The organism is Mycolicibacterium arenosum (assembly GCF_024320865.1).
Classification (GTDB): domain Bacteria; phylum Actinomycetota; class Actinomycetes; order Mycobacteriales; family Mycobacteriaceae; genus Mycobacterium; species Mycobacterium arenosum.
The window spans coordinates 181,698-203,057 of the sequence record NZ_JANDBD010000013.1 but is presented as its reverse complement, the minus strand read 5'-3'; the positions used below and the strand labels follow the sequence as shown (position 1 = coordinate 203,057).

Sequence of the window (21,360 nt, the reverse complement as noted above, 5' to 3'; positions counted from 1 at the left end):
TGTGTTGGGTGGCGATCGCATCGATCGTGAGTCGCGTCAGCGACATCCACCAGCGCGCTGCACTGTCGGGCGCAAGATGCTGTGCGCGCATGTGCCGTGGGCGTCCACGCACTGCTTGGATTGACACAGGGCGTCGAGTCACATCACGGTCAGTATCGGCAACGGGCAATCTCATGTACCACAACTACTGCACCACTGATCCCTGTGCGGACGCTGAGGACTGGGTGTGATTGATCGAATCTTCCGCTGAGGTGTTCTCAGGCTGCTGAAACAGGTTGTACGCCTTGCGATTAACGTCAGATGCGGTTGCGTGAGTTTCGGTCGTCAGCCCCACGGAAGCGGGGTACAGAGCCTTGTGCGTCACCGCCCGGCTTCGTTGAGCGAGGACAAGCTGTGTTGCACGTCGTCGGCTTGACGGCGTAGCTCGACGAGATCGCAGGTCTGGGGCGCGCTACGTTCGAACGCCTCGATGACGCGCGCGACGTGAGCGCTGAGCCGGGCCAGGACTGCGGGCTGCAAGCTGGCGGCACCGACCTGCTCGGCGAGTTCGAGCGTCCGTCGGAGCACCCTGGGGTGGTCGACTGCGTAGACGCGCATGGCGTCGAACAGCCCGTCCAGCAGGTCGGTGAGCACCACGCGGCGTGCCATCACGCGCAGCTGGCCGTTGTCGTCGTAGCGGTACGGGGATGGCGAGGATCGACCCGCGAGCCGTGCCAGGCCGGCGGCCAGGTCGTCGAGGGCGTTGACAGCGGTGTAGGGGTCATTCGTGCCAGGCGAGAGGGCGCGCACGGCCATCTCCTCCAATACCAGGACTGCGAACTCGACGTCTTGGTCGGGGCTGCGCGCCTGGCCGACCGTGACGCAGTCAATGACGGCACTCGATGCTTCGTGTCCGACACGGTCTGGTGGCCACAGCACGGCGATGGCGGTGCCATCTATGGCGTGGCTGCCGGGCCGGACCAACAGCGATACCACAAGGTCGTGGGACGTGGCTGTAGTGAGCAGCCGCTCTTCGTCGATGCCCTGCACGTACCCGGTCCGGTGGGCCAGGACCCGAGTACCGTCGGCGTCGAGCCGCTCCGGTACATCGCCACGACCGGCGGCGTTTTCGACCTCCGCGGGCGCGCGCCCGAGCTGCTCGGGGTAGAGCCGGTCGACGGCGGCGTTGAGCTCGCTCCGAGTTTTCCCGGCAAGTGTCCATATCTGGATCGATTCGCTGATGTGGTGGATGAAAAACACCAGTACACCGATCGTCAACATGCCGAAGAGCACCGCGACGTTGACCGCCAGGTGCGGGACGAACACCTCGTCGGTGTCGTTGCCGAGCACGCGAATTGAGCGCAGCACCAGCAGTGCGTAGAGGAAGGTGGCGACGAACGCGCCGAGGACAAATTGGTTTGCGCGGTCGGTCATGAAGTTGCGCACCAGACGCGGCCCGTAGGTCGACGATGCCGTCGCGAGGACCGCGATCGTGATGGAGAACGTGGTGGCAGCAACGGTCAGCGTCGAACCTGCGATGGCGCCGAGCAGGTCCCGGCTGCCGGCCTCGCCGACCCGGTTGATCACGACGGTGATCGGCCCGAGTGTGCGCTCGTCGATGCGGCGGTCCACGAAGATCAGCGCCTCAGCCAGCACCACCGCCAGCGCACACAGCAGGGCTGGCAGGAACCAGAAGCTCTCGCGCAGCCGCGTCCAGCGACTCACTGCTCGTCCAGCTGCACAACGACTTTGACGTCATCGGGTCGGTGGTCCAGCGCGTCGGGCCAGTCAGCTAGCGGCACCCGCCGGGTCAGCAGTCCCGCCAGCCACGTCGGGTCCGCGTCGGCGAGGGCCTGCGCACCGGAGCGGTAGTGGCGAAGGTTCGCGTTCACGCTGCCGACCACGGCGTCGTTGTCCAGCACGAGTTCGTCGTTGATCTGACCGGCGGGGATTTTGATGGTGCGCCGGCCGCCGGAGATGCCGGTCAGCACGGTGATCGCGTTGGGCCCGGTGCGTGCCAGCACGTCGAACACCAGCGCCGCTGCGCCGGTGGCCTCGATGACCACATCGGGCGAAACATCGGGGAGGGCGGTGTGATACGCCGCGCCGAGGTCGCGCACGAGGTCGGGTTTCGGTCCGGCGGTGACGCGGTCGAGCACGTGTACTTCCAGCCCGCGCTGCACGGCGATGAGCGCGGCGAGCAGCCCGATCGGTCCGGCACCGGTGACCAACGCCACGTGCGGGCGCGACACTGAGCGTGACGAGATCCGGTCGACCTGCTCCCACGCTTTGGCCACCACGGACGCGGGCTCGGTGAGCACGCCCAGTTCGCCGAGGCGCTCGTCGACGCGCACCGCGAAGGCCGGCGGCACGGTCCACCGTTGCGACCCGTAGCCGTGCAGGGCCTTGATGCCACGCTCCGTGTACCGCCCGTTACGGCAGTAGTCCCACTCACCTGCGCCACAGGGCCCGCACGGGACCGGGTCAGGGCGGCGGACCACTCCCACCACCAGGTCGCCCACCGCATAGCCGGATCCCGATGGGGCCTCGCGGACCCGCCCGAGAGATTCGTGAAACCCGACCATCCGATCCGCAGCCGGGGGCAGCTCACCGTGCCCGCCGTGCAGCACCTCGGTGTCGGTGCCACACACCCCGACTAGCAGCCCGTCCACCAGCAGCTCGTCTTCACCTGGAGTGGGGTCGGGCATTTCGGTGACCCCGGCGCTGGCGGCGTCACCAGGGATCAGCGTCGCCGCCCTCACCTCGATGCCCCGTAGAGCAGTGCGGCGCTGCCGGCCAGGCCGAGGTGGCTGAACGCCTGGGGGAAGTTGCCGAGGAACGCACCGGTTCCGGTCTGCACCTCCTCGGCCAGCAGTCCGACGTCGTTGGTGCGCGCCACCAGTCGACCGAACATTGCCTCGGCCTCGGCGCGGCGACCGGCCAGTGCCAGTGCGTTGACGAACCAGAACGAGCAGATGATGAAGGCCCCCTCCTGGCCTTTGAGCCCGTCGTTGCCCCGTTCGGCGCCGGTTCGGTAGCGCTCGACGAGGTCGCCGTGTTTGAGCTCGCGCGCGACAGCGTCCAGCGTGGACAGCACCCGCGGGTCGTCGCCGGGCAGGAACCCGACCGCGGGCAGCAGCAGGGTCGCCGCGTCCAGCTCGGTGCCGCCGTAGGACTGGGTGAAGGCGCCGACGGTGTCGTTCCACCCTTGTTCCAGTACTTCGGCGTGCACCGCGTCGCGCAGCGCCGCCCACTGTTCGACAGGCCCGTCCAGCCCGAAATCGGTGACCGCGCGAACCGCGCGGTCGAACGCCACCCAGACCATGACGCGCGAATGTGTGAAGTATCGCTCGGGCCCGCGTATTTCCCACAGGCCCTTGTCGGGTTGCTGCCAGATCCGCGTCAGGTGCGCCATCAGTCCCCGTTGTAGCGCCCATGCGTTGGCGTCGGGCTCGAGGCCGCGTTGCCGGGCGACATGCAGGGCGTCCATCACCTCGCCGTAGACGTCGAGCTGCAGCTGTCGGTACGCGCCGTTGCCGATGCGCACCGGCTGTGCGCCGTGGTACCCGGGCAACCAGTCGGCCTCCCATTCCACCAGGTGCCGCTCGCCGCCGATGCCATACATGATCTGGGTGTCGGCCGCATCGCCCGCGACGGCGTAGAGCAGCCAGTTCCGCCACGCGGCGGCCTCAGCGCTCAGGCCGAACGCGTCCAGTGCGATCAGGGTGTAGGTCGCATCGCGCAGCCAGCAAAAGCGGTAATCCCAGTTCCGTTCGCCGCCAGGCGTTTCCGGTAACGACGTCGTCGGGGCGGCGACGATGCCCCCGCTGGGCGCATAAGTGAGCGCCTTGAGGGTGAGCAGCGAGCGGCGGACCGTCTCGGCGTGTGGGCCGTCGTAGCGGATCTGACTGCTCCACTGTGTCCAGAACCGCTCGGTGGCCGCCACCGCGTCGACGGGCGAGAGTGGCGGGGGAAGCCGGTCGGGGCTCGCGACCCACTGCATCGTCCAGGTGTACCGCTCGCCCGCGCGCACGATGACCCGGCCGCGATGAGCCCGCTCGCCGGGCACCCGCTCGGGCAGCACATCACCGCGCAGCAGCACCGCCTCCGGACCCGCCACCGCGAGGATCCCGCCGCCAGCGCGCCGCACCCACGGCACGGCATGCCCGTAGGCGAACCGCACCACCCAGCTGTGCTCCACCTCGACGGTCCCGCGGACGCCCTCGACGATCCGCAGCACCTCCGGAGCATCATCGGTATCGGCGACCTCGGGGGTCATTGTGTCGATCAACCGCACGGTGCCCTCCGGGGTGTCGAACTCGGTCTCTAGCACCAGCGAATCCCCGCGGTACCGGCGCCGGATCTCGCTCACCGCGCCAGACGGTCCAATGCGCCAGTGCCCGCTGGAGTCGTCACCGAGGATGCGCGCGAAGCAGCACGATGAGTCGAACCGGGGCAGACAGAGCCAGTCGATCGAACCGTCGAGGCCGACCAGGGCGGCGGTACGCAGGTCGGCGAGCAGCGCGTAGTTCTCGATGGGACCGGGCGGCGTCACGAGCGTGCGCGCTCGGTCATCCGTAGTCGGCCGTTCGGCGGCCGGGGTCGCTTCAAATGCGAGATTGGTCGTGCGGCTGGCTTCCACTACCCCATGCTGCCAGGTGAGTCCGGAGCATGTCGGGCCGCCGAAGGCAGCGTTTGCACCGCGCCGGCGATGGGTATCGGCCCATCATGGGTAAGACCGCCGTCGCGGCGGCGCTTAGCGCAGGTACCCTGTCCGCCGCCATGGTGGGGTGCGCGGCCCGCCAAGTTTACTGGGCACGCACACCGCGCAGGTGACGATTGAGGGTGTCGGCACACAGACTGTGCCCATGCACTGCGATCAGGTCCAGTGGCGGTGGACCATCGAAACCCTGCCGCGCTCACCCGGTTTCACCGCGATGGTTAACACTGCCGATGCCACCGCCAGCGCCGGGTTGGTCTACTTCCGTGATCTGGGCGGCTTCTCCGGAACTTTCGGTCGCGACATTATCGGTGACGCGCAGGCCCGTTTCGACGACGGAACCTTCGTCATCTCCGGTACCGCTGTGGGCTCGACCGAAGATCAGCCCACCGAAGAGACGCCTCACGCTTTCACCATCGAGACCAACTGCTGACGGTCGTCGGCCAGTCGGGGTTGAAACCACGCAGCCCGGGGTACGCCGCCAGTGTGAATGTGCGACGGATCGCGTTGTTTGCGGGGGTGGTGGCGTTACTCATCGGCGTCGTAGGCCTGCTTGCCCCGGTGTCGGTTTCTCCCGAACGGGAGCCATCTGTCGGGTGCGGGAGCGCCTTAGCTCCTGACCTGTCTGCCGCCCGTGCCAACGACGACGAAAGCGCCGCCAACTTGCCTGTTCCCGGCGGGGTCGTGGTCGACACGAATTTCACCCGGCTGTGTCGAATGGACCTCGAGGATCGCCGTATCTGGACGATCACCCTGGCTGCCGTCGGAGCCCTCGCCGTCGTCGGGGGCCTCGTGCTGGGCGCGTTTTCTAATCGCCGAACGCGGTCGCCATAACGATGCCGCATCGGATCTGGTGCGAGACGGTACAGCTATCGAGGCGGGGTACTTGACACTGAATCGTCACGATACCCGAACCTTTCGAGGAGCTAGAACAGATGATGAATCCCACCTTCGGTGCGCCGGATCAGCAACATACTTCGCCGTCATCGGTGCCACAGCACCACGTCGCGTCGTTCGACAACTACTTGGCGGCTCAGCACCTGGTGGACCGGATGTCCGACGGCGGATTCCCTGTGGAGCATGTCCGCATCGTGGGTGATGGTGTCCGCACCGTCGAGCGCGTCACCGGGCGGATGACGAAGAGCAAGGCCGCCCTTGCCGGTGCGGCCAGCGGCGCGTGGTTCGGCGCACTGATCGGTCTGCTGTTCACCCTGTTCGCCGTGGGCCCGCTGTGGCTATGGGTGGTGCTCATCACCGTCATAGTCGGTGCCATCTGGGGCGCGGTGTTCGGGTACGCCGCGCACTGGACCACGCGGGGTCGACGCGACTTCTTCAGCGTGCAGACCCTCGAAGCCCACCGCTACGACGTCTACGTCGCCCCCGAGCATGCCGCCGAGGCGGCCCGCTATGTCGCATCCGCAGCCACCGCCCAACAACCTTCATAGGCGCACGTCACGGTAGGAACGATGCATGGATAGCGAGGGAAGCGACGAGTCACCCAGGACCGCGAACTGACGAGATAATTGGCGAGCTTTGTATGATTATCCCCGGAGTAACGGTGCTGATGGCCTTCTTATCCACCATGCCCGTCGCGTCCGGGTTTCCGGGTTTGAACCGGACACCGCAGAGCGTCTACTTCTTGCGTTTCTCTCCACCACGCTGGCGGTGATCTTTCTGCTCGGCGAGCCCGCCTATCATGGCTGAGCGGCAAACCCCACGACAAGGCCGGTTGATCAACGGCTGGGCGGCAGATGACAACCGCGATGGTTCTGCGACCGCAGGCAGGGGTTCAGTGGTATTTCTCCTCACAGACCTGATCTTCGGCCCAGCCGGCTCGATTCCAGTCACCATCATCGTGTTGATCGTCATGTCGCTCACCTGGTTCGGGCTGCCTCTCCAGCGCCACATCGGCGGCGGAACCCCGGCGCGGCCCACGTCGCAATGGCCGCGCAGCCTGATCATCCGAACCGGCCGCAGACGTAGTCTTCGGTAGCTTTCTGACTCATAGCCGACCAGACCGTCCAGCCTCATACCGGAACAGGGCTCACGGGTACTCACGGGTACGGGCGCTGCCAAATGATCAGTGCAGCAATGGATAGGATTGGCGACTCTTGTCGAACAGTGCAGCTACTTCTGGGTGGGACACGCCTCGATGGGAACCAGAAACTCCAGCTCCCCGGACTTCTCGAATCGGAACGTGACGTCAACCGACTTCCCGGGCGTGACGTTGTCCCTCATGCCTTCCAGGATCACGGTGAACGGCTCGTCCGGTGCGGCAGGGTCGTCAAGGTTTTCCACGGGCTGGCCCGCCGCGATGGTTGACTTGGGCGGAATCTGCAACGTCGCAATCGGCGAGATCCGAACAAGGTCGGCGGCGTCTGTCGTGATCCCGAGCAGTCGCTCTGATTCCGCAGGTCTGACGTTGGACACGGTGAAACGCAGGTCCGCGGTGTCTCCGACCTGAATCGCGCACGAACCCGGCACGAAAGTGGGGACGATGAACGCATTCTCGACCGAAGTCGGCTCGGTGTCGGTACCCGACCCCCGGTTCGACGAGTTGTAGTCGACATCGTTTCCGCAACCCGCCGCCAGCACGACCACTAGCGCGGCACCAAGTGTTGCCGCTCGTCGGTGTCTCGCTGGATCGCTCATGAGTTGCGGGGTAACCCGATCTGAACCGGACTAATCCTGCGAGAATGCTGAGAGGGCACGCACGGCCCGAGCGCGGCCATCGGACATCGGTGCGCAGGTTCCGCGGGTCACCGACCCTGATCGACACCAGTCGGCCCACTCCTTCCTGAGGCCCGAAGCGCCACCTGTGCTGCCGCAATACCTTCTGGGCGGCGCTGCACACCAACACCTTCGGACGGTCTGACCGAGCGGTGGACGGACATGCTCGCGGCGTTCTCGCCTCAGATTGACCGGCCCGCCACCACATAATGCGTGCGACCGGCGACGCACTCAACGGCTGGCAGCGCGGAAACGCTCGCCTTGGCCTCAGTTTGTAGTCACAACCCGCGGTCTCACGTATTTCTAAGCGCCACCCTGGTTGACAGAGTCCAGTGAAGGAACCCGTCCCACTTCGGCTCGTAGGACCACAGGCCGGCGTCGTCGGGGACCTTCGCAGCGGCCTTGGCGAGCATCGGGTCGACGGGCGGCATGACGGGCAGGTCCACGGTGTCCATCCTGGTTCATCGGTCAACGGTGAGACGTCGGTACGACTACCCGATCGTGCGAAACTCATCGACTGTGGCCACTGATCCGCGTGCCCTGAGGTCGGACGCGCCGCTGCTCGACGCCTGGCTGCGCTTCCAGGAGGAGCCACCCACTCCGTTCACCATTCCGGGGCACAAGCAGCGTCACGACCTGGTCGGCGACGTCATCGCCGGTGACGTGCCGCTGTATGCCGGCCTCGACACCATGAAGCTCAGCAGCGGAGTTCTACTCGACGCCGAGGCGCGGGCGGCCCGGCTGTGGGGTGCCGACGTCTGCCGGTTCTCCGTCGGCGGCTCCACCCACGCCAACCAAGCGCTCGCCCTCGCCATCGAGCACGGCGACGGTGGCTCCGTGGTCGTGAGCCGCACCCTGCACCGATCGATGCTGCTCGGTCTCGTGCTGGCCGGCCTGACGCCGCGCTGGGTTCGCCCCGACGTCGACGCGTCGACCGGACTCCCGTTGGGCGTCGCTCCCGAGGCCATCGCCGACGCGCTGCGTGCGTACCCGAACGTGACGGCCGTACTCGTCGGCGATCCGTCCTATGTCGGAACCGTCGGTGATGTCGCAGAGCAGGCCGCGATAGCCCACGCCCACGGGGTCCCGCTCATCGTGGACGCGGCCTGGTCGGCGCATTTCGGCTTCCACCCCGACCTGCCGCGCCATCCCCTGCAACTCGGTGCGGACGCCATGGTCATCAGCGCCCACAAGACGCTGCCCGCGTGGAGTCAGGCGGCACTCGTGTTGGCGCGGGGTGAGCGCATCAACCCCGCCCGGCTCGACGCGGGAGTCGAGGCGACTCACACGACGAGTCCCGCGGGCGCGATCCTGGCGAGCATCGACGCGGCCAGGGCGCTGCTCGCGCGTGACGGGGAAGCGCTTCTGGGAGAAGCGCTCTCGGTGGTGCGAACAGCCCGCGAGCGGCTCGCCGACGTCGCCGGTCTCATCGTGCTCGACGGGCCGGGCGTCGACCCGCTCAAGCTGACGCTGGTGCTGCCGGGCACCGGGTCGGACGGGATCGCCGTCGAGCGGGATATGCTCGGGGCCGGCCTGCCGGTGGAAGCCGCCGAGCGGGACACCATCGTCGCGCAGGTGTCGCTGGCGGACACCGCCGCGTCCCTGACCCGCCTCGTCGATGCGCTCATCGCGTCGATCGCCCGCCACCGAGGCCCGGCCCGTCCAGTCGTCGCCGGTGCGGCGTACGACGTGACGCCCGTGACCGTGATGCCACCGCGGGCGGCCTTCTTCGCACCGAGTGACGCAGTGGCCCTGCAGGATTCGGTCGGCCAGGTCAGCGCCGAGCTGGTCGCGCCCTACCCGCCGGGCATCCCGGTGCTCGCCCCTGGCGAGGAGATCACCGCCGCGGTCCTCGACGCGTTGCACAGGGCACAGTCGGATGGAATCCGCATCGCGTACGCCGCCGACCCGTCGCTGAGCACGCTGCGCGTAGTCAGTTCACGAAAGGACACGAGATGACGACCTTCCTGCTGATCCCCGGTGGCGGCTCCGATCCGTCGTACTGGCGCTACGTCGTCGCGGAACTGGCCGAGCGCGGCCACCGCGGTATCGCGATCGACCTGCCCTGCGAGGACGATTCGGCCGATCTCCTCGGCTACGCCGACGCGGTCGCCGCACAGCATCCGGCCGACGGCACGCGCCCCGTCGTCGTCGCGCACTCTCTCGGCGGATTCACCGGACCGCTCGCCTGTGGTCGCGTCGACGCCGCGGCGCTGATCTACGTCTCGGGCATGATTCCCCGCCCCGGCGAGCGGCCCGACGACTGGTGGGCCGCGACGGGATGCGCTGCGGCCCAGCGCACCGCCGCCGCCGCGGGGGGTTACGACGCCGACGACATGGACGCCCTGTTCTACAACGGCGTCGACCCGGCATTGGTCGCCGACGTCGTGGAGCGCGACCAGTCGGACACACCGATGCAGGCGCCGTGGCCCGCCGATGCGCTGCCCGACCTGCCTACTCGCTTCGTGCTGTTCCGCGATGACCGCTTCTTCCCCGAGGCGTTCATGCGCGAGGTGGTGGCCGAGCGCCTCGGCGTCGAACCCGACCTGACGCCCGGCGGTCACATGGCGATGCTGTCGCACCCGAGGGAGCTCGTCGACCGACTCCTCACCACGACGAAAGGTCCACCGTGACAACCAGCTACCGCATCGCGGTCATCCCCGGCGACGGGATCGGAAAGGAGGTCGTCCCCGAGGGCCTACGGGTTCTCCAGGCGGCCGCCGACGCCTACGATTTCGAGTTGCGCTACGACGAGTTCGACTACGCCAGCGCCGAGTACTTCACCGAGACCGGTGCCATGCTGCCGGACACGTGGTTCGACGACCTGCGCACGTTCGACGCCATCTACTTCGGTGCCGTCGGCTGGCCCGAGGTGGTCCCCGATCACATCTCGCTATGGGGCAGCCTGCTGCAGTTCCGCCGGCATTTCGACCAGTACGTCAACCTGCGGCCGGTCAAGCTCCTGCCCGGCATCGCGAGCCCGTTGGCCGGCCGCGTTCCCGGAGACATCGACTTCTACGTCGTGCGCGAGAACACCGAGGGCGAGTACTCGAGCATCGGCGGCCGGATGTTCGAGGGCACCGATCGCGAGACGGTGATTCAGGAGACCGTGATGACGCGGGTGGGCGTGGATCGCATTCTCGAGTACGCCTACGAGCTCGCACGGAGCAGGCCGGCGCAACACCTCACGTCGGCGACGAAGAGCAACGGCATCTCGATCACCATGCCGTACTGGGACGAACGCGTCGAGGCGATGTCGTCGAGGTATCCCGACGTCGTCGTCGACAAGTACCACATCGACATCCTCGCGGCGAACTTCGTTCTGCACCCCGACCGCTTCGACGTCGTCGTCGCGAGCAATCTCTTCGGCGACATCCTGTCCGACCTCGGGCCGGCGTGCACCGGCACCATCGGCATTGCTCCCAGCGGAAACATCAACCCCGAGAGGCGATTTCCGAGCCTGTTCGAACCGGTGCACGGCTCGGCGCCCGATATCGCCGGCCAAGGCATCGCGAACCCGATCGGTCAGATCTGGAGTGGCGCGCTGATGCTCGACCACCTGGGTGAGACCGATGCGGCCGCCGCCGTCATGGCGGCCGTCGAGGCGGTGCTCAGCCGCGCCGACGACGCCCGTACTCCCGACATCGGTGGCACGGGAACGACTCGGAGTCTCGGCGAGGCCGTTGTCACGGAATTCCGCACGACGACAACCGAGTAGCGCCGGGCTCTCGTAGGCTGACGCGGTGACCGACCGACCCGGTCCGATTCGACGACGAGTCCACGGGAGACCTCATGCGTGCGGTGATCATGAACAGCGACGGCAAGGTCGCGGTGGAGACGGTGCCCGATCCGCAACTGCCGGGGCCGGACGGCGCGGTGATCAAGGTCGACGCCGCTGCGATCTGCGGGTCGGACCTGCACTTCTACGACGGTGACATGCCGTCGGTGGACGGGCTCTCCATCGGTCACGAGGCGGTGGGCACCGTCGTCGAGGTCGGCCCCGCCGTCACCGGAATCACCGTCGGCGACCGCGTCATGGTGTCGTGCATCGCCGCGTGCGGGAACTGTCCGGGCTGCCGGGCGGGCGATCCGGCCACCTGTGACCACGGGTCGACCATCTTCGGGTTCGGGGCGGGACTCGGTGGGGCGCAAGCCGAGTTGCTCGCCGTGCCCGTCGCCCAGAGCACGCTCATGAAGCTGCCCGACTCGATCGACGACGAGGCCGCGCTGCTCCTGACCGACAACCTGGTCACGGGATGGACGGCCGCGCGTCGGGGCGAGGTCAGCCCGGGCCAGTCGGTGCTGGTCCTCGGACTCGGAGCCGTCGGGCTGTGCGCCGTGCGGTCAGCGCTCGCGCTCGGCGCCGCACGGGTGTTCGTGTACGACCCGGTCGCGGGCCGGCGCGCGAGGGGCGCCGCCTTCGGTGGAATCGCGGTGGGCGACGACGGCGCGGACCCGGTCGCCGCCGTGCTCGAGGCCACCGGCGGACGCGGCGCCGACGTGGTGATCGACGCGGTGGCCACCGACCGGTCCCTGGACTCCGCGTTCGGCGCCGTCCGCACAGGCGGCACCGTGTCGGTGGTCGGCGTCCACGATCTCAACCCCTACCCGCTGCCGATTCTGATCGGCGTCTACCGATCCATCACGCTGCGCATGTCCATGGCCGCGGTGCAGTCGTCGTGGCGGGAGGTGGTGCCGCTGATCGCAGCCGGAAAGCTGGACACCACAGGAGTTTTCACCCACCGCATGCCGCTCGATCAGGCCCCCGAGGCGTACGAACTGGTGGCGGCCCGCACAGCGGACTGCACCAAGGTCGTGCTGACGGGGTGAACGTGACCGTGAGGACAATGGAGTCGTGAAGCCGCCCGTCGTGCCGCCCGTCGCCCCGATGCTCGCGAAGTCGGTGCCGACCATCCCGCCCGACGCGATGTACGAGCCGAAGTGGGACGGTTTCCGGTCGATCTGCTTCCGTGACGGTGACGACGTCGAGTTCGGCAGCCGCAACGAGCGCCCGCTGACGCGCTACTTCCCGGAACTGGTCGCCGCGGCGGTGGCGGAACTTCCCGACCGCTGCGTGATCGACGGCGAGATCATCGTGCCGGCGGCCCACGGTCTGGATTTCGACGCGCTGCAACTGCGGATGCACCCCGCCGCCAGCAGGGTGCGCATGCTCGCGGACAAGACGCCCGCGCACTTCATCGCCTTCGATCTGCTCGCCCTCGGCGACGACGACTACACCGGACGGCCCTTCCACGAACGGCGCGCGGCCCTGGAGGTGGCGCTCGCCGATGCGGGGCCGTCATTCCACCTGACGCCGGTGACGACGGACGTCGCGACCGCTCAGCGCTGGTTCGACGAGTTCGAGGGCGCGGGCCTCGACGGGGTGATCGCCAAGCCGCCGTCGGTGACCTATCAGCCGGACAAGCGAGTGATGTTCAAAATCAAGCACGTTCGGACCGCGGACTGCGTGGTCGCCGGCTACCGGCTGCACAAGTCGGGCGACGACGCCATCGGCTCGCTCATGCTCGGGCTGTACCGCGACGACGGCACGCTGGCGTCGGTCGGTGTGGTCGGCGCGTTCCCGATGGCGAAGCGGCGCACGCTGTTCACCGAATTGCAGCCGCTGATAACCGATTTCGACGGTCACCCGTGGAACTGGGCCGCGCAGGTCGCGGACGATCCGGCGCCGCGCAGACAGGGCGGCTCGCGGTGGAACGCCGGCAAGGACCTGTCGTTCGTACCGTTGCGGCCCGAGCGCGTCGTCGAAGTGCGCTACGAGCACATGGAGGGCGACCGGTTCCGCCACCTGGCCCAGTTCAACCGGTGGCGGCCGGACCGCGACCCGGCCTCGTGCACGTACGAACAACTCGACACCCCGCCGTCCTACGCCCTGGGCGACATCGTGCCGGGGTTGGGTTGACACGCTGCGCTACATTGGCTGCGAACCACACGGGAGTGCACACCCAGTGCGCTGAGAGGACGGCTAAGGGGCCGTCGACCGTACGAACCTGACCGGATCATGCCGGCGTAGGGAGTGCAGGATGACCGAGAATTCCGTTTCCACCCACCAGCCCGACGGTGCCGCGAAGCGGGTCTACCGCTGGCGAGTCGTCGACATCGTCGTGGCCAGCGTGCTCGCCGTCGCCGCTGGACTGGTGTTCGTGCTGTGGAACATCGCCTCCAACCCGCTCAGCGGCCCGCTGACGGCACTGCTGCCGGGCCTGCAGGCGCTGCTCGGCGGCGGTTGGCTCTTCGCAGGCGTGCTCACCGCGCTGGTGATCCGCAAGCCCGGCGCGGCGCTGTACGGCGAGATGGTCGCGGCGACCGTGTCCGCGCTGGTCGGCAACCAGTGGGGCGTGATGACCCTGGAGTTCGGACTGGTCCAGGGCATCGGCGCCGAACTGGTGTTCGCGGCGTTCTTCTACCGGGTGTGGAACCTGCCCGTCGCCGTGCTGGCCGGAGCGGCCGCGGGACTGGCGATGGGCATCAACGACATCATCCTCTTCTACCCCGGTTCGACAGCCACCTTCTCGACCATCTACGTGGTCTCGGGCGTCATCTCGGGTGCGATCGTCGCGGGCGGTCTGTCCTGGTTCGTGGTGCGCGGCCTGGCCAAGACGGGCGCCCTGTCGCGGTTCCCTTCGGGCAGAGTGGGGACGCGCACCGACGCGCCGCGATGACCGCACCGGGACGTCCCGGCGGCGGGGTGAGTGTCACCGCGCAGGGCTGGCGGTGGCGGCACGCCGGTCGCTCGCAATGGGCACTGCACGATCTCGAACTCGAGATTCCGCCCGGCCAGCGCGTGCTGCTGCTCGGAGCCAGCGGATCGGGTAAATCCACTCTGCTGCAGGGTCTTGCGGGGCTGCTGGACAGCAACGAGGACGGCGACGAAGGCGGCCGCCTGCTCGTCGACGGGGTGGTGCCGGCAACTAGGCGCAACCGGATCGGGATGGTCCTGCAGAATCCCGATGCGCAGGTGATCCTGTCGCGCGTCGGCGACGACGTGGCGTTCGGGATGGAGAACTTCAACATTGCGCGCGAAGCGATCTGGCCGCGGGTGCAGAACGCGCTCGACGCCGTCGGTCTGGACCTGCCGTTGAGACGGCCCACCTCGGAGCTCTCCGGTGGCCAGCAGCAGCGGCTGGCGCTGGCCGGTGTGCTCGCCATGGATCCGGGTCTCATCCTGCTCGACGAACCGACCGCGAACCTCGATCCCGGTGGCGTTGTCGAGGTCCGGGACGCCGTCCGCGCCGCCGCGGAGCAGACCGGCGCGACGCTCGTCGTCATCGAACACCGCACGGCGGTATGGCAACACGCCGTCGACCGGGTGATCGTGCTGAGTGCCGACGGCGGGATCGCGGCCGACGGGCCACCGGATGACACCATCGCCCGGCACCGCCGTGAGTTGACGCGGGCCGGTGTCTGGGTGCCCGGTGTGGAGCTTCCCCGCATAGCGCGCACCGGCACTCCCGGTCCGCCGCTGCTGACCGCATCGGACCTGTCAGTCGGCTATCCCGCGGGAACACGTTCCGAGGAGCTGAGTTTCGACGTCCACCGCGGCGCCACGACGATCGTCACCGGCCCCAACGGTGCGGGGAAGTCGGCGCTGGCACTGACCCTCGGCGGGCTGCTCCCACCGCGCAGCGGACGGCTCACCGCCGATGCCGGGCTCGCCCCCGCGCCGCGCCGACGCGAGCCCATCAGGTGGCGGTCCAGAGAACTGCTGACGCGCATCGGCAGCGTGTTCCAGAACCCCGAGCACCAGTTCCTGACGGGCACCGTGCACGAGGAGCTTTCGCTGGGACCGCGGGCATTGAAGCAGGATCCGGCTACGGTCGCCGACCGCTGCGCGGCGCTGCTGACCCGCCTTCGGCTCGAGCACCTGGCCGACGTCAACCCCTACACGCTGTCCGGCGGCGAGAAGCGCCGGCTCTCCGTCGCGACCGTGATGGCCACCCAACCCGAGCTCGTCATTCTCGACGAGCCGACGTTCGGCCAGGACCGCAACACCTGGGAGGAGCTGCTGCGGCTACTCGCCGAGCTCACCGACCAGGGCACCGCCGTGGTGGCCGTGACCCACGACCTCGACTTCGCGGGCCTACTCGCCGACAGCCGAATCGAACTGAGCGCCATGGGCGTCCGATGCTGAGCACTGTCGACACCGCGCCCTCGCGCGTGAACCCGGTCGCCGCCCTCGCCGCCGCCTTGGTGATCGCCGTCGGGCTGGTCCTCAGCGTCGACTGGGTGTCGGCGCTCACGGCACTCGGGCTGGAGCTGGCGCTCGTGGTGGCGCTGCGGATCCCGTTGCGAGCGCTGCTGTCTCGCGGGGCGGTCCTCGTCCTGGCCGCGGGCCTGACGGCGGTCACGATCCTGCTGTACGGCGAACGCAGCGGCGTGGTGCACTGGGAGTTCCTGCTCGTCACCATCAGCGACGGGTCGATCACCCTGGCGATCGCCACCTTCCTCCGGGTGCTCGCCATCGCCCTGCCCTCGGTGTTCCTGTTCATCGGAACCGATCCGACCGAACTGGCGGACGGCCTCGGGCAGTTGGTGCGGCTGCCGGCGCGTTTCGTGATCGGTGCGCTGGCCGGCCTGCGGCTCGTCGGGCTGCTGGGCCAGGACTGGCGCTACCTCGGCTACGCCCGCCGCGCGCGCGGGGTGGCCGACCACGGCCGTATCAGGCGTGGCGCCGGTCAGGCGTTCGCCCTGCTGGTGGCGGCCATCCGGCGCGGATCGACGCTGGCCACGGCGATGGAGGCACGCGGATTCGGGGCCTACCCGACCAGGACCTGGGCGCGGCCCGCGTCCTTCGGCTGGCGGGACACCATCCTGATCTGCGCGGCGTTCGTCATCGTCGCGGTGGCGATCACCGCATCGGTCGGCACCGGACACTGGAACTTCATTGGAAGTCGATGACCTCGGGCGGCGGCTGACCGAAGCCGGCGTTCGCACGCTGCTCATCGACGGCCGATCCGGATCGGGCAAATCAACGCTCGCAGAACGACTCAGCAGGGCCTGGGCGCCCAGCGTGGTGGTGCGCCTGGACGACATCTACCCCGGTTGGGACGGGTTGGCCTGGGCCGTCGACCACATCCGCACCGCCGTGCTCGAACCGCGTGCCGCCGGTCGTCCCGGCAGGTGGCGCCGCTGGGACTGGACCACCGGGACCCCCGGCGGCTGGCACGACGTCGACACGGACGCGCGGCTCATCGTCGAAGGCGTCGGCGCGCTGACCGCGGCCAACCGTGCGCTCGCGGACCTGGGCATCTGGGTGCAGACCGCCGATGCCGAACGCAAGCGGCGGGCGCTGCTCCGCGACGGCGACATGTACCGGCCGCACTGGGATCAGTGGGCCGCCCTCGAGGACGACCACCTCGCTCGGCACCGCCCGCAGTCGCTTGCCGACTGGACCATGACGGAGACTCCAGCCGGACCCATCTGGACACCGGGCTGACAAAGGGGCGACGTTTCGGGTCACCGGCTCGCGGGAAGATGGTCGGGTGCACGCAGTCATCTCCGGCGCCGGTATCGCCGGGCCCGCCCTCGCCCATCAACTCTCCGCCCGTGGCTGGCGGGTCACGGTTCTCGAGCGCTATCCCAGCGCCGTGACGAGGGGCAGAACGTCGACATCCGCGGCGCCGCCCGCGAGGTCGTCCGCCGCTACGGCATCGACGCCGACGTGCGCGCGGCCAACACCACCGAGGTGGGCATGCGCTTCGTCCGAGAGGACGGCACCGCCGCGGCGTCGTTCCCCGTGGGGGCCTCGGGCGGAACCGACGGGCCCACCGCCGAACTCGAGATCCTGCGCGGCGAGCTGTCCCGCATCCTGATCGACCACTCCGCCGCGCGGGTGGACTACCGGTTCGGCACGCAGATCGCCGACGTCACCGACCACGGCGACCGCGTCACCGTGGCGCTGCACGACGGTGAGTCGATCGACGCCGACCTGCTGGTGATCGCCGAGGGGTTGAACTCGCGGTCGCGCCGCTTCGTCACGCCGGTCGACGTCCACGAACTCGGCATGCACATCGCCTATGCCACCATTCCGCGGACCGACGCCGACGACGGCTGGTGGAACTGGCAGGCCGCGACCGGCCACCGAACCGTCCACCTGCGCCCGGACAATCTGGGCACCACCCGCGCGATGCTGAGCTTCATGTCCGACGTCCGCGGCTTCGAGGACCTCGACCGCGCCGCCCAGAACACGATCCTGCGCCGCACCTTCGCCGACGTCGGCGGCTTCGCGCCCCGCATCCTCGCGGCCATCGACGAGGGCGCGCCGATGTACTTCTCCGCGGTCGGGCAGGCACGGCCGCCGGTGTGGAGTAGGGGCAGGATCACGCTGCTCGGCGACGCCGCCTTCTGCAACGGCACCTTCGGCGGCGCTGGCACCAGCCTGGCCCTCATCGGCGGCTACATCCTCGCGGGTGAACTCGCGGGCACCGACGACGTCCGGTCGGCACTGGCTCGTTACGAGGAGCGGATGCGGCCCTTCGTCGGGACCGCCCCCGCCATGACGGAACGCTCGCTGCGCCTCGCCAACCCCGGCACGCGCAGCGGCATTCGGCTGCTGCACGCCGGCGCCGGACTGATGGCGGGACCCGTCGGCCGGACGTTGACCCGGCTGGCGAGCCGGCGGACCGGCGAGATCGCAGGAGGCGACGTGGCACTGCCCGACTACCCGGAGGCGGCGTAGGCTCGGCTCGTGCGCCGATGTTGATTCTCATCCCAGCCCGGTAGCACCCCGCGCCGCATCGGTGCGGTGGTGTTCGCGTATCAGTTCCTCAACGACTTCGTTCTGCTCTACCCGGTGTACACGCTGCTGTTCAGCGACTCGGGTCTGAACGTCGGTGAGATCTCGGCGCTGTTCGTCATCTGGACGATGGCCAGCCTGGCCTTCGAAGTGCCGTCGGGCGCGCTCGCCGACACCGTGTCCCGTCGAGCGCTTCTCGTCATCGCCCCGCTGCTGACGGTCGTGACGTTCGCGCTGTGGGTGTGGGTTCCGTCGTTCTGGGTGTTCGCCGTCGGCTTCGCGCTGTGGGGGTTGAAGTCCGCACTCACGTCCGGGGCTCTCGAGGCACTCGTCTTCGAGGAACTGCAGCGAGTGGGTGCCCAGCACCGCTACGCGACGATCATGGGTCGCGGCGAGGTGGCGGGCGCCACGGCGGCGATGCTGGCCGGGCTGGCGGCGGCGCCCGCTATCGCCGCTGGCGGCTACCCCGCCGTGGGCATCGCCAGCGTCGTCTCGAGCGTGGCCGCCTCGGCTGCCGCAACCCTGTTGCCGGAGAACCGAAATCATCGAAACCTCGACGTGCGAACGGGGTGGACGGCCAGCCTGATCGCCGGACTCGGCGAGGCTCGGACATCGCGAGGCGTGCGAGCAGCCGTGCTGCTCGTCGTCGTGGTGACGGCCATCTGGGGTGCCCTCGACGAGTACGCGCCACTGCTGGTGGCGGGCTACGGCGTCGACGCGGCCGAGGTGTCGCTGCTCATGGTGGTGGTGTGGGCGGGTGCCGCGGCGGGCGGCCTGCTGGCGGGCTGCCGTGGGGACGCCGGCAACCGGGGCCTGGCCGGAGTGCTCGGCTGCGGCGCGGTGTTGATGGCCGCCGGCGCCGTGATCCCGCACCCCGCGGCGGTCGTGGCGCTGGCCGCCGCCTTCGGCGCCTTCCAGTGGGCGACGATCGCTGCGGACACCCGGCTGCAGCAGAGCATCCGCGGCGACGCACGTGCCACCGTCACGTCGCTGGCGGGTATGTCGACCGACGTCCTGACGCTCGCGGTCTACGGGTCCTACGCGTTGTTGGCCGCACCGGGTGGCCACGGCGGCGCGTTCGTCGCGCTGATGGTGCCCTACGCGTTGCTCGCCGCCGCACTGTCGGCCCGACCCTCGGCAGCGCCCGACGCGAAGAGGTGAATCAGCCCGCACGCCACCGCGAACCGCGGTCCGTGCCTGCCCTCGACGTCGGCCCTGCCGACCACGACGGGCACGGTACGCAGCGCCTCGGCCACGGTCCGGAGCAGTTCGTCGTCGAGTGCCCCACCGCCGGCCAGCAGCAGCGCTGTCGGCGGTTTGGGGAACGCCCGCATGCACCGTGCGATGTTCGCGGCGATGGTCTCCTGTTTGATCGCCAGACGCAGGCTGCGCCACTCCTCGGCGGCCAGGCGATTCGAAAACGGCACCAGACCGGCGCTGCCCCTGGTGCAGAGTCGTCCGATCGCGTCGGATTGTGCTGGCGCGTCGAGGAACACGCGGCGGCCGTCCTCCTCGTGGGCGACGTGCGGGCCCTCGACGCGGATGGCGGGCGACCGCTTGACGGTCTCGGCCAGCGCACGCGGGATACCGAGCACCCGTGCGACGGCGATCGTGATGGCCTCCCCCGCCCCCGCGGCGACGACGGTCCGATCGGCACCGATGACATCGATGGTGCCGCCGCCGATGTCGCAGACCACCGTGTCCGGCGGCAGCCCCGGTGTGGTGCGGGCACCACGGGCCGCGGCCTCGGGTTCGGTGGCCAGGGTTCGGGCCGGCCGGCCGGTCAGCTCGGTCAACGTGCTTGCGGCGTCGGCTACCTCGTCGGCGGCGAGCATGGCGACGACGGTGCCGTGTGCCTCCGCCACGCCGCGCCGCAGCCACGCCCCGTTGTCGAGCGACGCCAGATCGGTGAAGAACGCGTCCTCGACGGTCAGCCCGTCCTCGGCCGTCGGCACCGAGCGCAACCGCACCCTCTCCACGCCACCCGGCGGGGACAGTCGCAACACCGCGTGCGCCTGCGCGGGCGTGTAGCGCACCACGGTGCCGTCCACGTGGCAGTCGACGAAGTCCTCGTCGACGGCGGGCGGGTCGGGCGGACCCATCCGCGGCGTGACGGCCAGTGCGGCGGAATCCGCCAGTTCCCTGCAGAATTCGGCGACGTCAGCCAGCGCGTCGAGCGGAAGGTTCAGGGCGGCGGTCAACGCGATCGGGTCGGCCATCGCACGATAGGCCCGACCCTCCTCGACCACCTCGACGGCGATGAGCGCCCCGCGTGCGAGCCCGTCGACGTCGGACTCGTCCACGACCGGGACGTCGACGGGGATGCGATTGCGGATCAGCACGGCGTCGTCCTGGGCCGCCACCACGCCCACGATCCGCCAGCCGCGCTCGACGGCCAGCGTGATCGCACGGGCGGCGTCCTCGAAGTCGACGCCCGCACCCACGGAGATCACCACCGGGCCGTCGGCGACCTCACCCGTCAGCTCGTCGAGCGGAACATGCCGTCCGACACCGTATCCCGCTCCCGCAGGCGTGCTGGCGTCGGGCCGGCGCAGGTTCCTGACGGGTGCGCGCGGCGACGTGGCGGGCGGTAGCGGCGCCGTCGCGGTGTCGACCGGGCGCAGCGCCGACAGCAGTAGTTCGTCGGCCGCCACGCCCGCGTCGACCTCCATCCTGTGCAGCAGCGCCGCGGCCCCCGCGAGGGAGTCCGCCGACCCCTTCCTGCCGCGGGTCGGCGACTGCCCGTGCGCGAGGGTGACGACCGTGCCGTTCTCCACGCGGGCCAGCACCAGTTCGGTGGTGTGGTTGCCGACGTCGATTCCCGCGACGATCACGGCTCGGGGATTCACCTCAACAGGCCTCGCCTGGCGTACACGTCCGCCGCCTGACGCACCAGCTCGGCGCAGCGCGCCGCGCCCCGCCGCTCCAGCGACACCCGCAGCTCCTCCAACTGGACGGCCGACGACCGGTACGGGCGCAGCGCCTCGTACAGGCTCAGCACCTCCTCGTCGTCGAGAAGGGTCAATTCGGCTGCGCGCAGGAAGTTCTCGGCCAGTTGCGGGTTGCCGCCCTCCTCGGCCACGACGGCCTGGTGGGCGAGGGCCTTCGGATCCATCCGCAGGTCGGACAGCCCGAGCTTGCCGTCGACGGCGTTCTGCACGGTGAACTTCGAGTCGAT

Annotated in this window: 20 protein-coding genes, 2 pseudogenes and 1 riboswitch; of the genes and pseudogenes, 15 read left to right on the top strand and 7 right to left on the bottom strand. The window is 69.2% G+C overall.

Annotated features, from left to right (window positions below; genetic code table 11):
• Positions 1 to 360 precede the first annotated feature (360 nt).
• The 3 genes from NM203_RS27590 to NM203_RS27580 are packed head-to-tail and all read right to left on the bottom strand — an operon-like array spanning position 361 to position 4,621.
• Positions 361 to 1,704: a DUF2254 domain-containing protein gene (locus tag NM203_RS27590; RefSeq protein WP_255063781.1), complete on the bottom strand. Its 1,344-nt coding sequence runs from the start codon at positions 1,702 to 1,704 to the stop codon at positions 361 to 363.
• A complete protein-coding gene (locus tag NM203_RS27585; protein ID WP_255063780.1) occupies positions 1,701 to 2,687 on the bottom strand; it encodes a glucose 1-dehydrogenase in 987 nt (328 codons plus the stop codon). Before NM203_RS27585 ends, NM203_RS27590 begins: the two co-directional genes overlap by 4 nt.
• Before the next feature lie 50 nt (positions 2,688 to 2,737).
• Entirely contained in the window at positions 2,738 to 4,621 is a 1,884-nt protein-coding gene (locus NM203_RS27580) for a glycoside hydrolase family 15 protein (protein ID WP_255063779.1), read from the bottom strand.
• Between the two features lie 148 nt (positions 4,622 to 4,769).
• Here NM203_RS27580 and NM203_RS27575 point away from each other — a divergent pair, with 148 nt between their 5' ends.
• The 3 genes from NM203_RS27575 to NM203_RS27565 all read left to right on the top strand — a co-directional run bounded on the left by NM203_RS27575 (position 4,770) and on the right by NM203_RS27565 (position 6,692).
• A complete protein-coding gene (locus NM203_RS27575; RefSeq protein WP_255063778.1) occupies positions 4,770 to 5,132 on the top strand; it encodes a lipoprotein LpqH in 363 nt (120 codons plus the stop codon).
• A gap of 502 nt (positions 5,133 to 5,634) precedes the next feature.
• Positions 5,635 to 6,144 (top strand): YflT domain-containing protein, encoded by a 510-nt coding sequence (locus NM203_RS27570; RefSeq protein ID WP_255063777.1) that lies wholly within the window; start codon positions 5,635 to 5,637, stop codon positions 6,142 to 6,144.
• Between the two features lie 251 nt (positions 6,145 to 6,395).
• On the top strand, positions 6,396 to 6,692 hold the full coding sequence (locus NM203_RS27565) for a hypothetical protein (protein WP_255063776.1): 297 nt from the start codon (positions 6,396 to 6,398) through the stop codon (positions 6,690 to 6,692).
• A 134-nt stretch (positions 6,693 to 6,826) separates the two neighbouring features.
• On the opposite strand, the gene NM203_RS27560 is transcribed toward NM203_RS27565, so the two are convergent.
• Both NM203_RS27560 and NM203_RS27555 read right to left on the bottom strand, forming a co-directional pair.
• A complete protein-coding gene (locus tag NM203_RS27560; protein ID WP_255063775.1) occupies positions 6,827 to 7,129 on the bottom strand; it encodes a copper chaperone PCu(A)C domain-containing protein in 303 nt (100 codons plus the stop codon).
• Positions 7,130 to 7,767: 638 nt separating this feature from the next.
• A pseudogene (locus tag NM203_RS27555) lies at positions 7,768 to 7,884 on the bottom strand (ATP-dependent DNA ligase); the annotation flags it as partial.
• 64 nt (positions 7,885 to 7,948) lie between these two features.
• On the opposite strand from NM203_RS27555, the gene NM203_RS27550 reads away from it, so the two are divergent.
• The 12 genes and pseudogenes from NM203_RS27550 to NM203_RS27495 all read left to right on the top strand — a co-directional run bounded on the left by NM203_RS27550 (position 7,949) and on the right by NM203_RS27495 (position 19,343).
• Positions 7,949 to 9,388 carry an aminotransferase class I/II-fold pyridoxal phosphate-dependent enzyme gene (locus NM203_RS27550; RefSeq protein ID WP_255063774.1) on the top strand — a complete coding sequence of 480 codons (1,440 nt, stop codon included), beginning with the start codon at positions 7,949 to 7,951 and terminating at the stop codon, positions 9,386 to 9,388.
• Positions 9,385 to 10,062 (top strand): alpha/beta hydrolase, encoded by a 678-nt coding sequence (locus NM203_RS27545; RefSeq protein ID WP_255063773.1) that lies wholly within the window; start codon positions 9,385 to 9,387, stop codon positions 10,060 to 10,062. The genes NM203_RS27550 and NM203_RS27545 overlap by 4 nt, the downstream gene beginning before the upstream one ends.
• Positions 10,059 to 11,147 carry a tartrate dehydrogenase gene (locus NM203_RS27540; protein WP_255063772.1) on the top strand — a complete coding sequence of 363 codons (1,089 nt, stop codon included), beginning with the start codon at positions 10,059 to 10,061 and terminating at the stop codon, positions 11,145 to 11,147. Before NM203_RS27545 ends, NM203_RS27540 begins: the two co-directional genes overlap by 4 nt.
• 74 nt (positions 11,148 to 11,221) lie before the next feature.
• Positions 11,222 to 12,259 carry an alcohol dehydrogenase catalytic domain-containing protein gene (locus tag NM203_RS27535; protein WP_255063771.1) on the top strand — a complete coding sequence of 346 codons (1,038 nt, stop codon included), beginning with the start codon at positions 11,222 to 11,224 and terminating at the stop codon, positions 12,257 to 12,259.
• A gap of 25 nt (positions 12,260 to 12,284) precedes the next feature.
• Positions 12,285 to 13,349, top strand: a complete 1,065-nt coding sequence (locus NM203_RS27530) for an ATP-dependent DNA ligase (protein ID WP_255063770.1) — start codon at positions 12,285 to 12,287, stop codon at positions 13,347 to 13,349.
• Between the two features lie 19 nt (positions 13,350 to 13,368).
• Positions 13,369 to 13,480, top strand: a riboswitch (TPP riboswitch).
• Complete coding sequence (locus tag NM203_RS27525) at positions 13,471 to 14,109, top strand: ECF transporter S component (RefSeq protein ID WP_255063769.1); 639 nt, start codon at positions 13,471 to 13,473, stop codon at positions 14,107 to 14,109. It overlaps the preceding riboswitch by 10 nt.
• A complete protein-coding gene (locus tag NM203_RS27520; protein ID WP_255063768.1) occupies positions 14,106 to 15,578 on the top strand; it encodes an ABC transporter ATP-binding protein in 1,473 nt (490 codons plus the stop codon). Before NM203_RS27525 ends, NM203_RS27520 begins: the two co-directional genes overlap by 4 nt.
• Positions 15,572 to 16,345, top strand: coding sequence for an energy-coupling factor transporter transmembrane component T family protein (locus tag NM203_RS27515; protein ID WP_255063767.1), 774 nt, complete (start codon positions 15,572 to 15,574; stop codon positions 16,343 to 16,345). Before NM203_RS27520 ends, NM203_RS27515 begins: the two co-directional genes overlap by 7 nt.
• Positions 16,332 to 16,883 (top strand): nucleoside/nucleotide kinase family protein, encoded by a 552-nt coding sequence (locus tag NM203_RS27510; RefSeq protein WP_255063766.1) that lies wholly within the window; start codon positions 16,332 to 16,334, stop codon positions 16,881 to 16,883. The genes NM203_RS27515 and NM203_RS27510 overlap by 14 nt, the downstream gene beginning before the upstream one ends.
• Positions 16,884 to 16,929: 46 nt before the next feature.
• A pseudogene (locus NM203_RS33395) lies at positions 16,930 to 17,010 on the top strand (hypothetical protein); the annotation flags it as partial.
• Between the two features lie 98 nt (positions 17,011 to 17,108).
• Entirely contained in the window at positions 17,109 to 18,125 is a 1,017-nt protein-coding gene (locus NM203_RS27500) for an FAD-dependent monooxygenase (RefSeq protein WP_255063765.1), read from the top strand.
• 69 nt (positions 18,126 to 18,194) lie between these two features.
• Positions 18,195 to 19,343, top strand: coding sequence for an MFS transporter (locus tag NM203_RS27495; RefSeq protein ID WP_255063764.1), 1,149 nt, complete (start codon positions 18,195 to 18,197; stop codon positions 19,341 to 19,343).
• Here the strand turns inward: NM203_RS27495 and NM203_RS27490 are convergent.
• Positions 19,280 to 21,031, bottom strand: a complete 1,752-nt coding sequence (locus NM203_RS27490) for a diol dehydratase reactivase ATPase-like domain-containing protein (RefSeq protein ID WP_255063763.1) — start codon at positions 21,029 to 21,031, stop codon at positions 19,280 to 19,282. The genes NM203_RS27495 and NM203_RS27490 overlap by 64 nt on opposite strands.
• Positions 21,028 to 21,360, bottom strand: a complete 333-nt coding sequence (locus NM203_RS27485) for a diol dehydratase small subunit (protein WP_255063826.1) — start codon at positions 21,358 to 21,360, stop codon at positions 21,028 to 21,030. The genes NM203_RS27490 and NM203_RS27485 overlap by 4 nt, the downstream gene beginning before the upstream one ends.

What these genes read in the sequence shown, in the direction of transcription:
- NM203_RS27585 (WP_255063780.1), bottom strand. Translation starts at nt 2,687, where the DNA reads ATGCCCGACCCCACTCCAGGTGAAGACGAGCTGCTGGTGGACGGGCTG.
- NM203_RS27565 (WP_255063776.1), top strand. Translation starts at nt 6,396, where the DNA reads ATGGCTGAGCGGCAAACCCCACGACAAGGCCGGTTGATCAACGGCTGG.
- NM203_RS27515 (WP_255063767.1), top strand. Translation starts at nt 15,572, where the DNA reads ATGCTGAGCACTGTCGACACCGCGCCCTCGCGCGTGAACCCGGTCGCC.
- NM203_RS27535 (WP_255063771.1), top strand. Translation starts at nt 11,222, where the DNA reads ATGCGTGCGGTGATCATGAACAGCGACGGCAAGGTCGCGGTGGAGACG.
- NM203_RS27525 (WP_255063769.1), top strand. Translation starts at nt 13,471, where the DNA reads ATGACCGAGAATTCCGTTTCCACCCACCAGCCCGACGGTGCCGCGAAG.
- NM203_RS27545 (WP_255063773.1), top strand. Translation starts at nt 9,385, where the DNA reads ATGACGACCTTCCTGCTGATCCCCGGTGGCGGCTCCGATCCGTCGTAC.
- NM203_RS27570 (WP_255063777.1), top strand. Translation starts at nt 5,635, where the DNA reads ATGATGAATCCCACCTTCGGTGCGCCGGATCAGCAACATACTTCGCCG.
- NM203_RS27520 (WP_255063768.1), top strand. Translation starts at nt 14,106, where the DNA reads ATGACCGCACCGGGACGTCCCGGCGGCGGGGTGAGTGTCACCGCGCAG.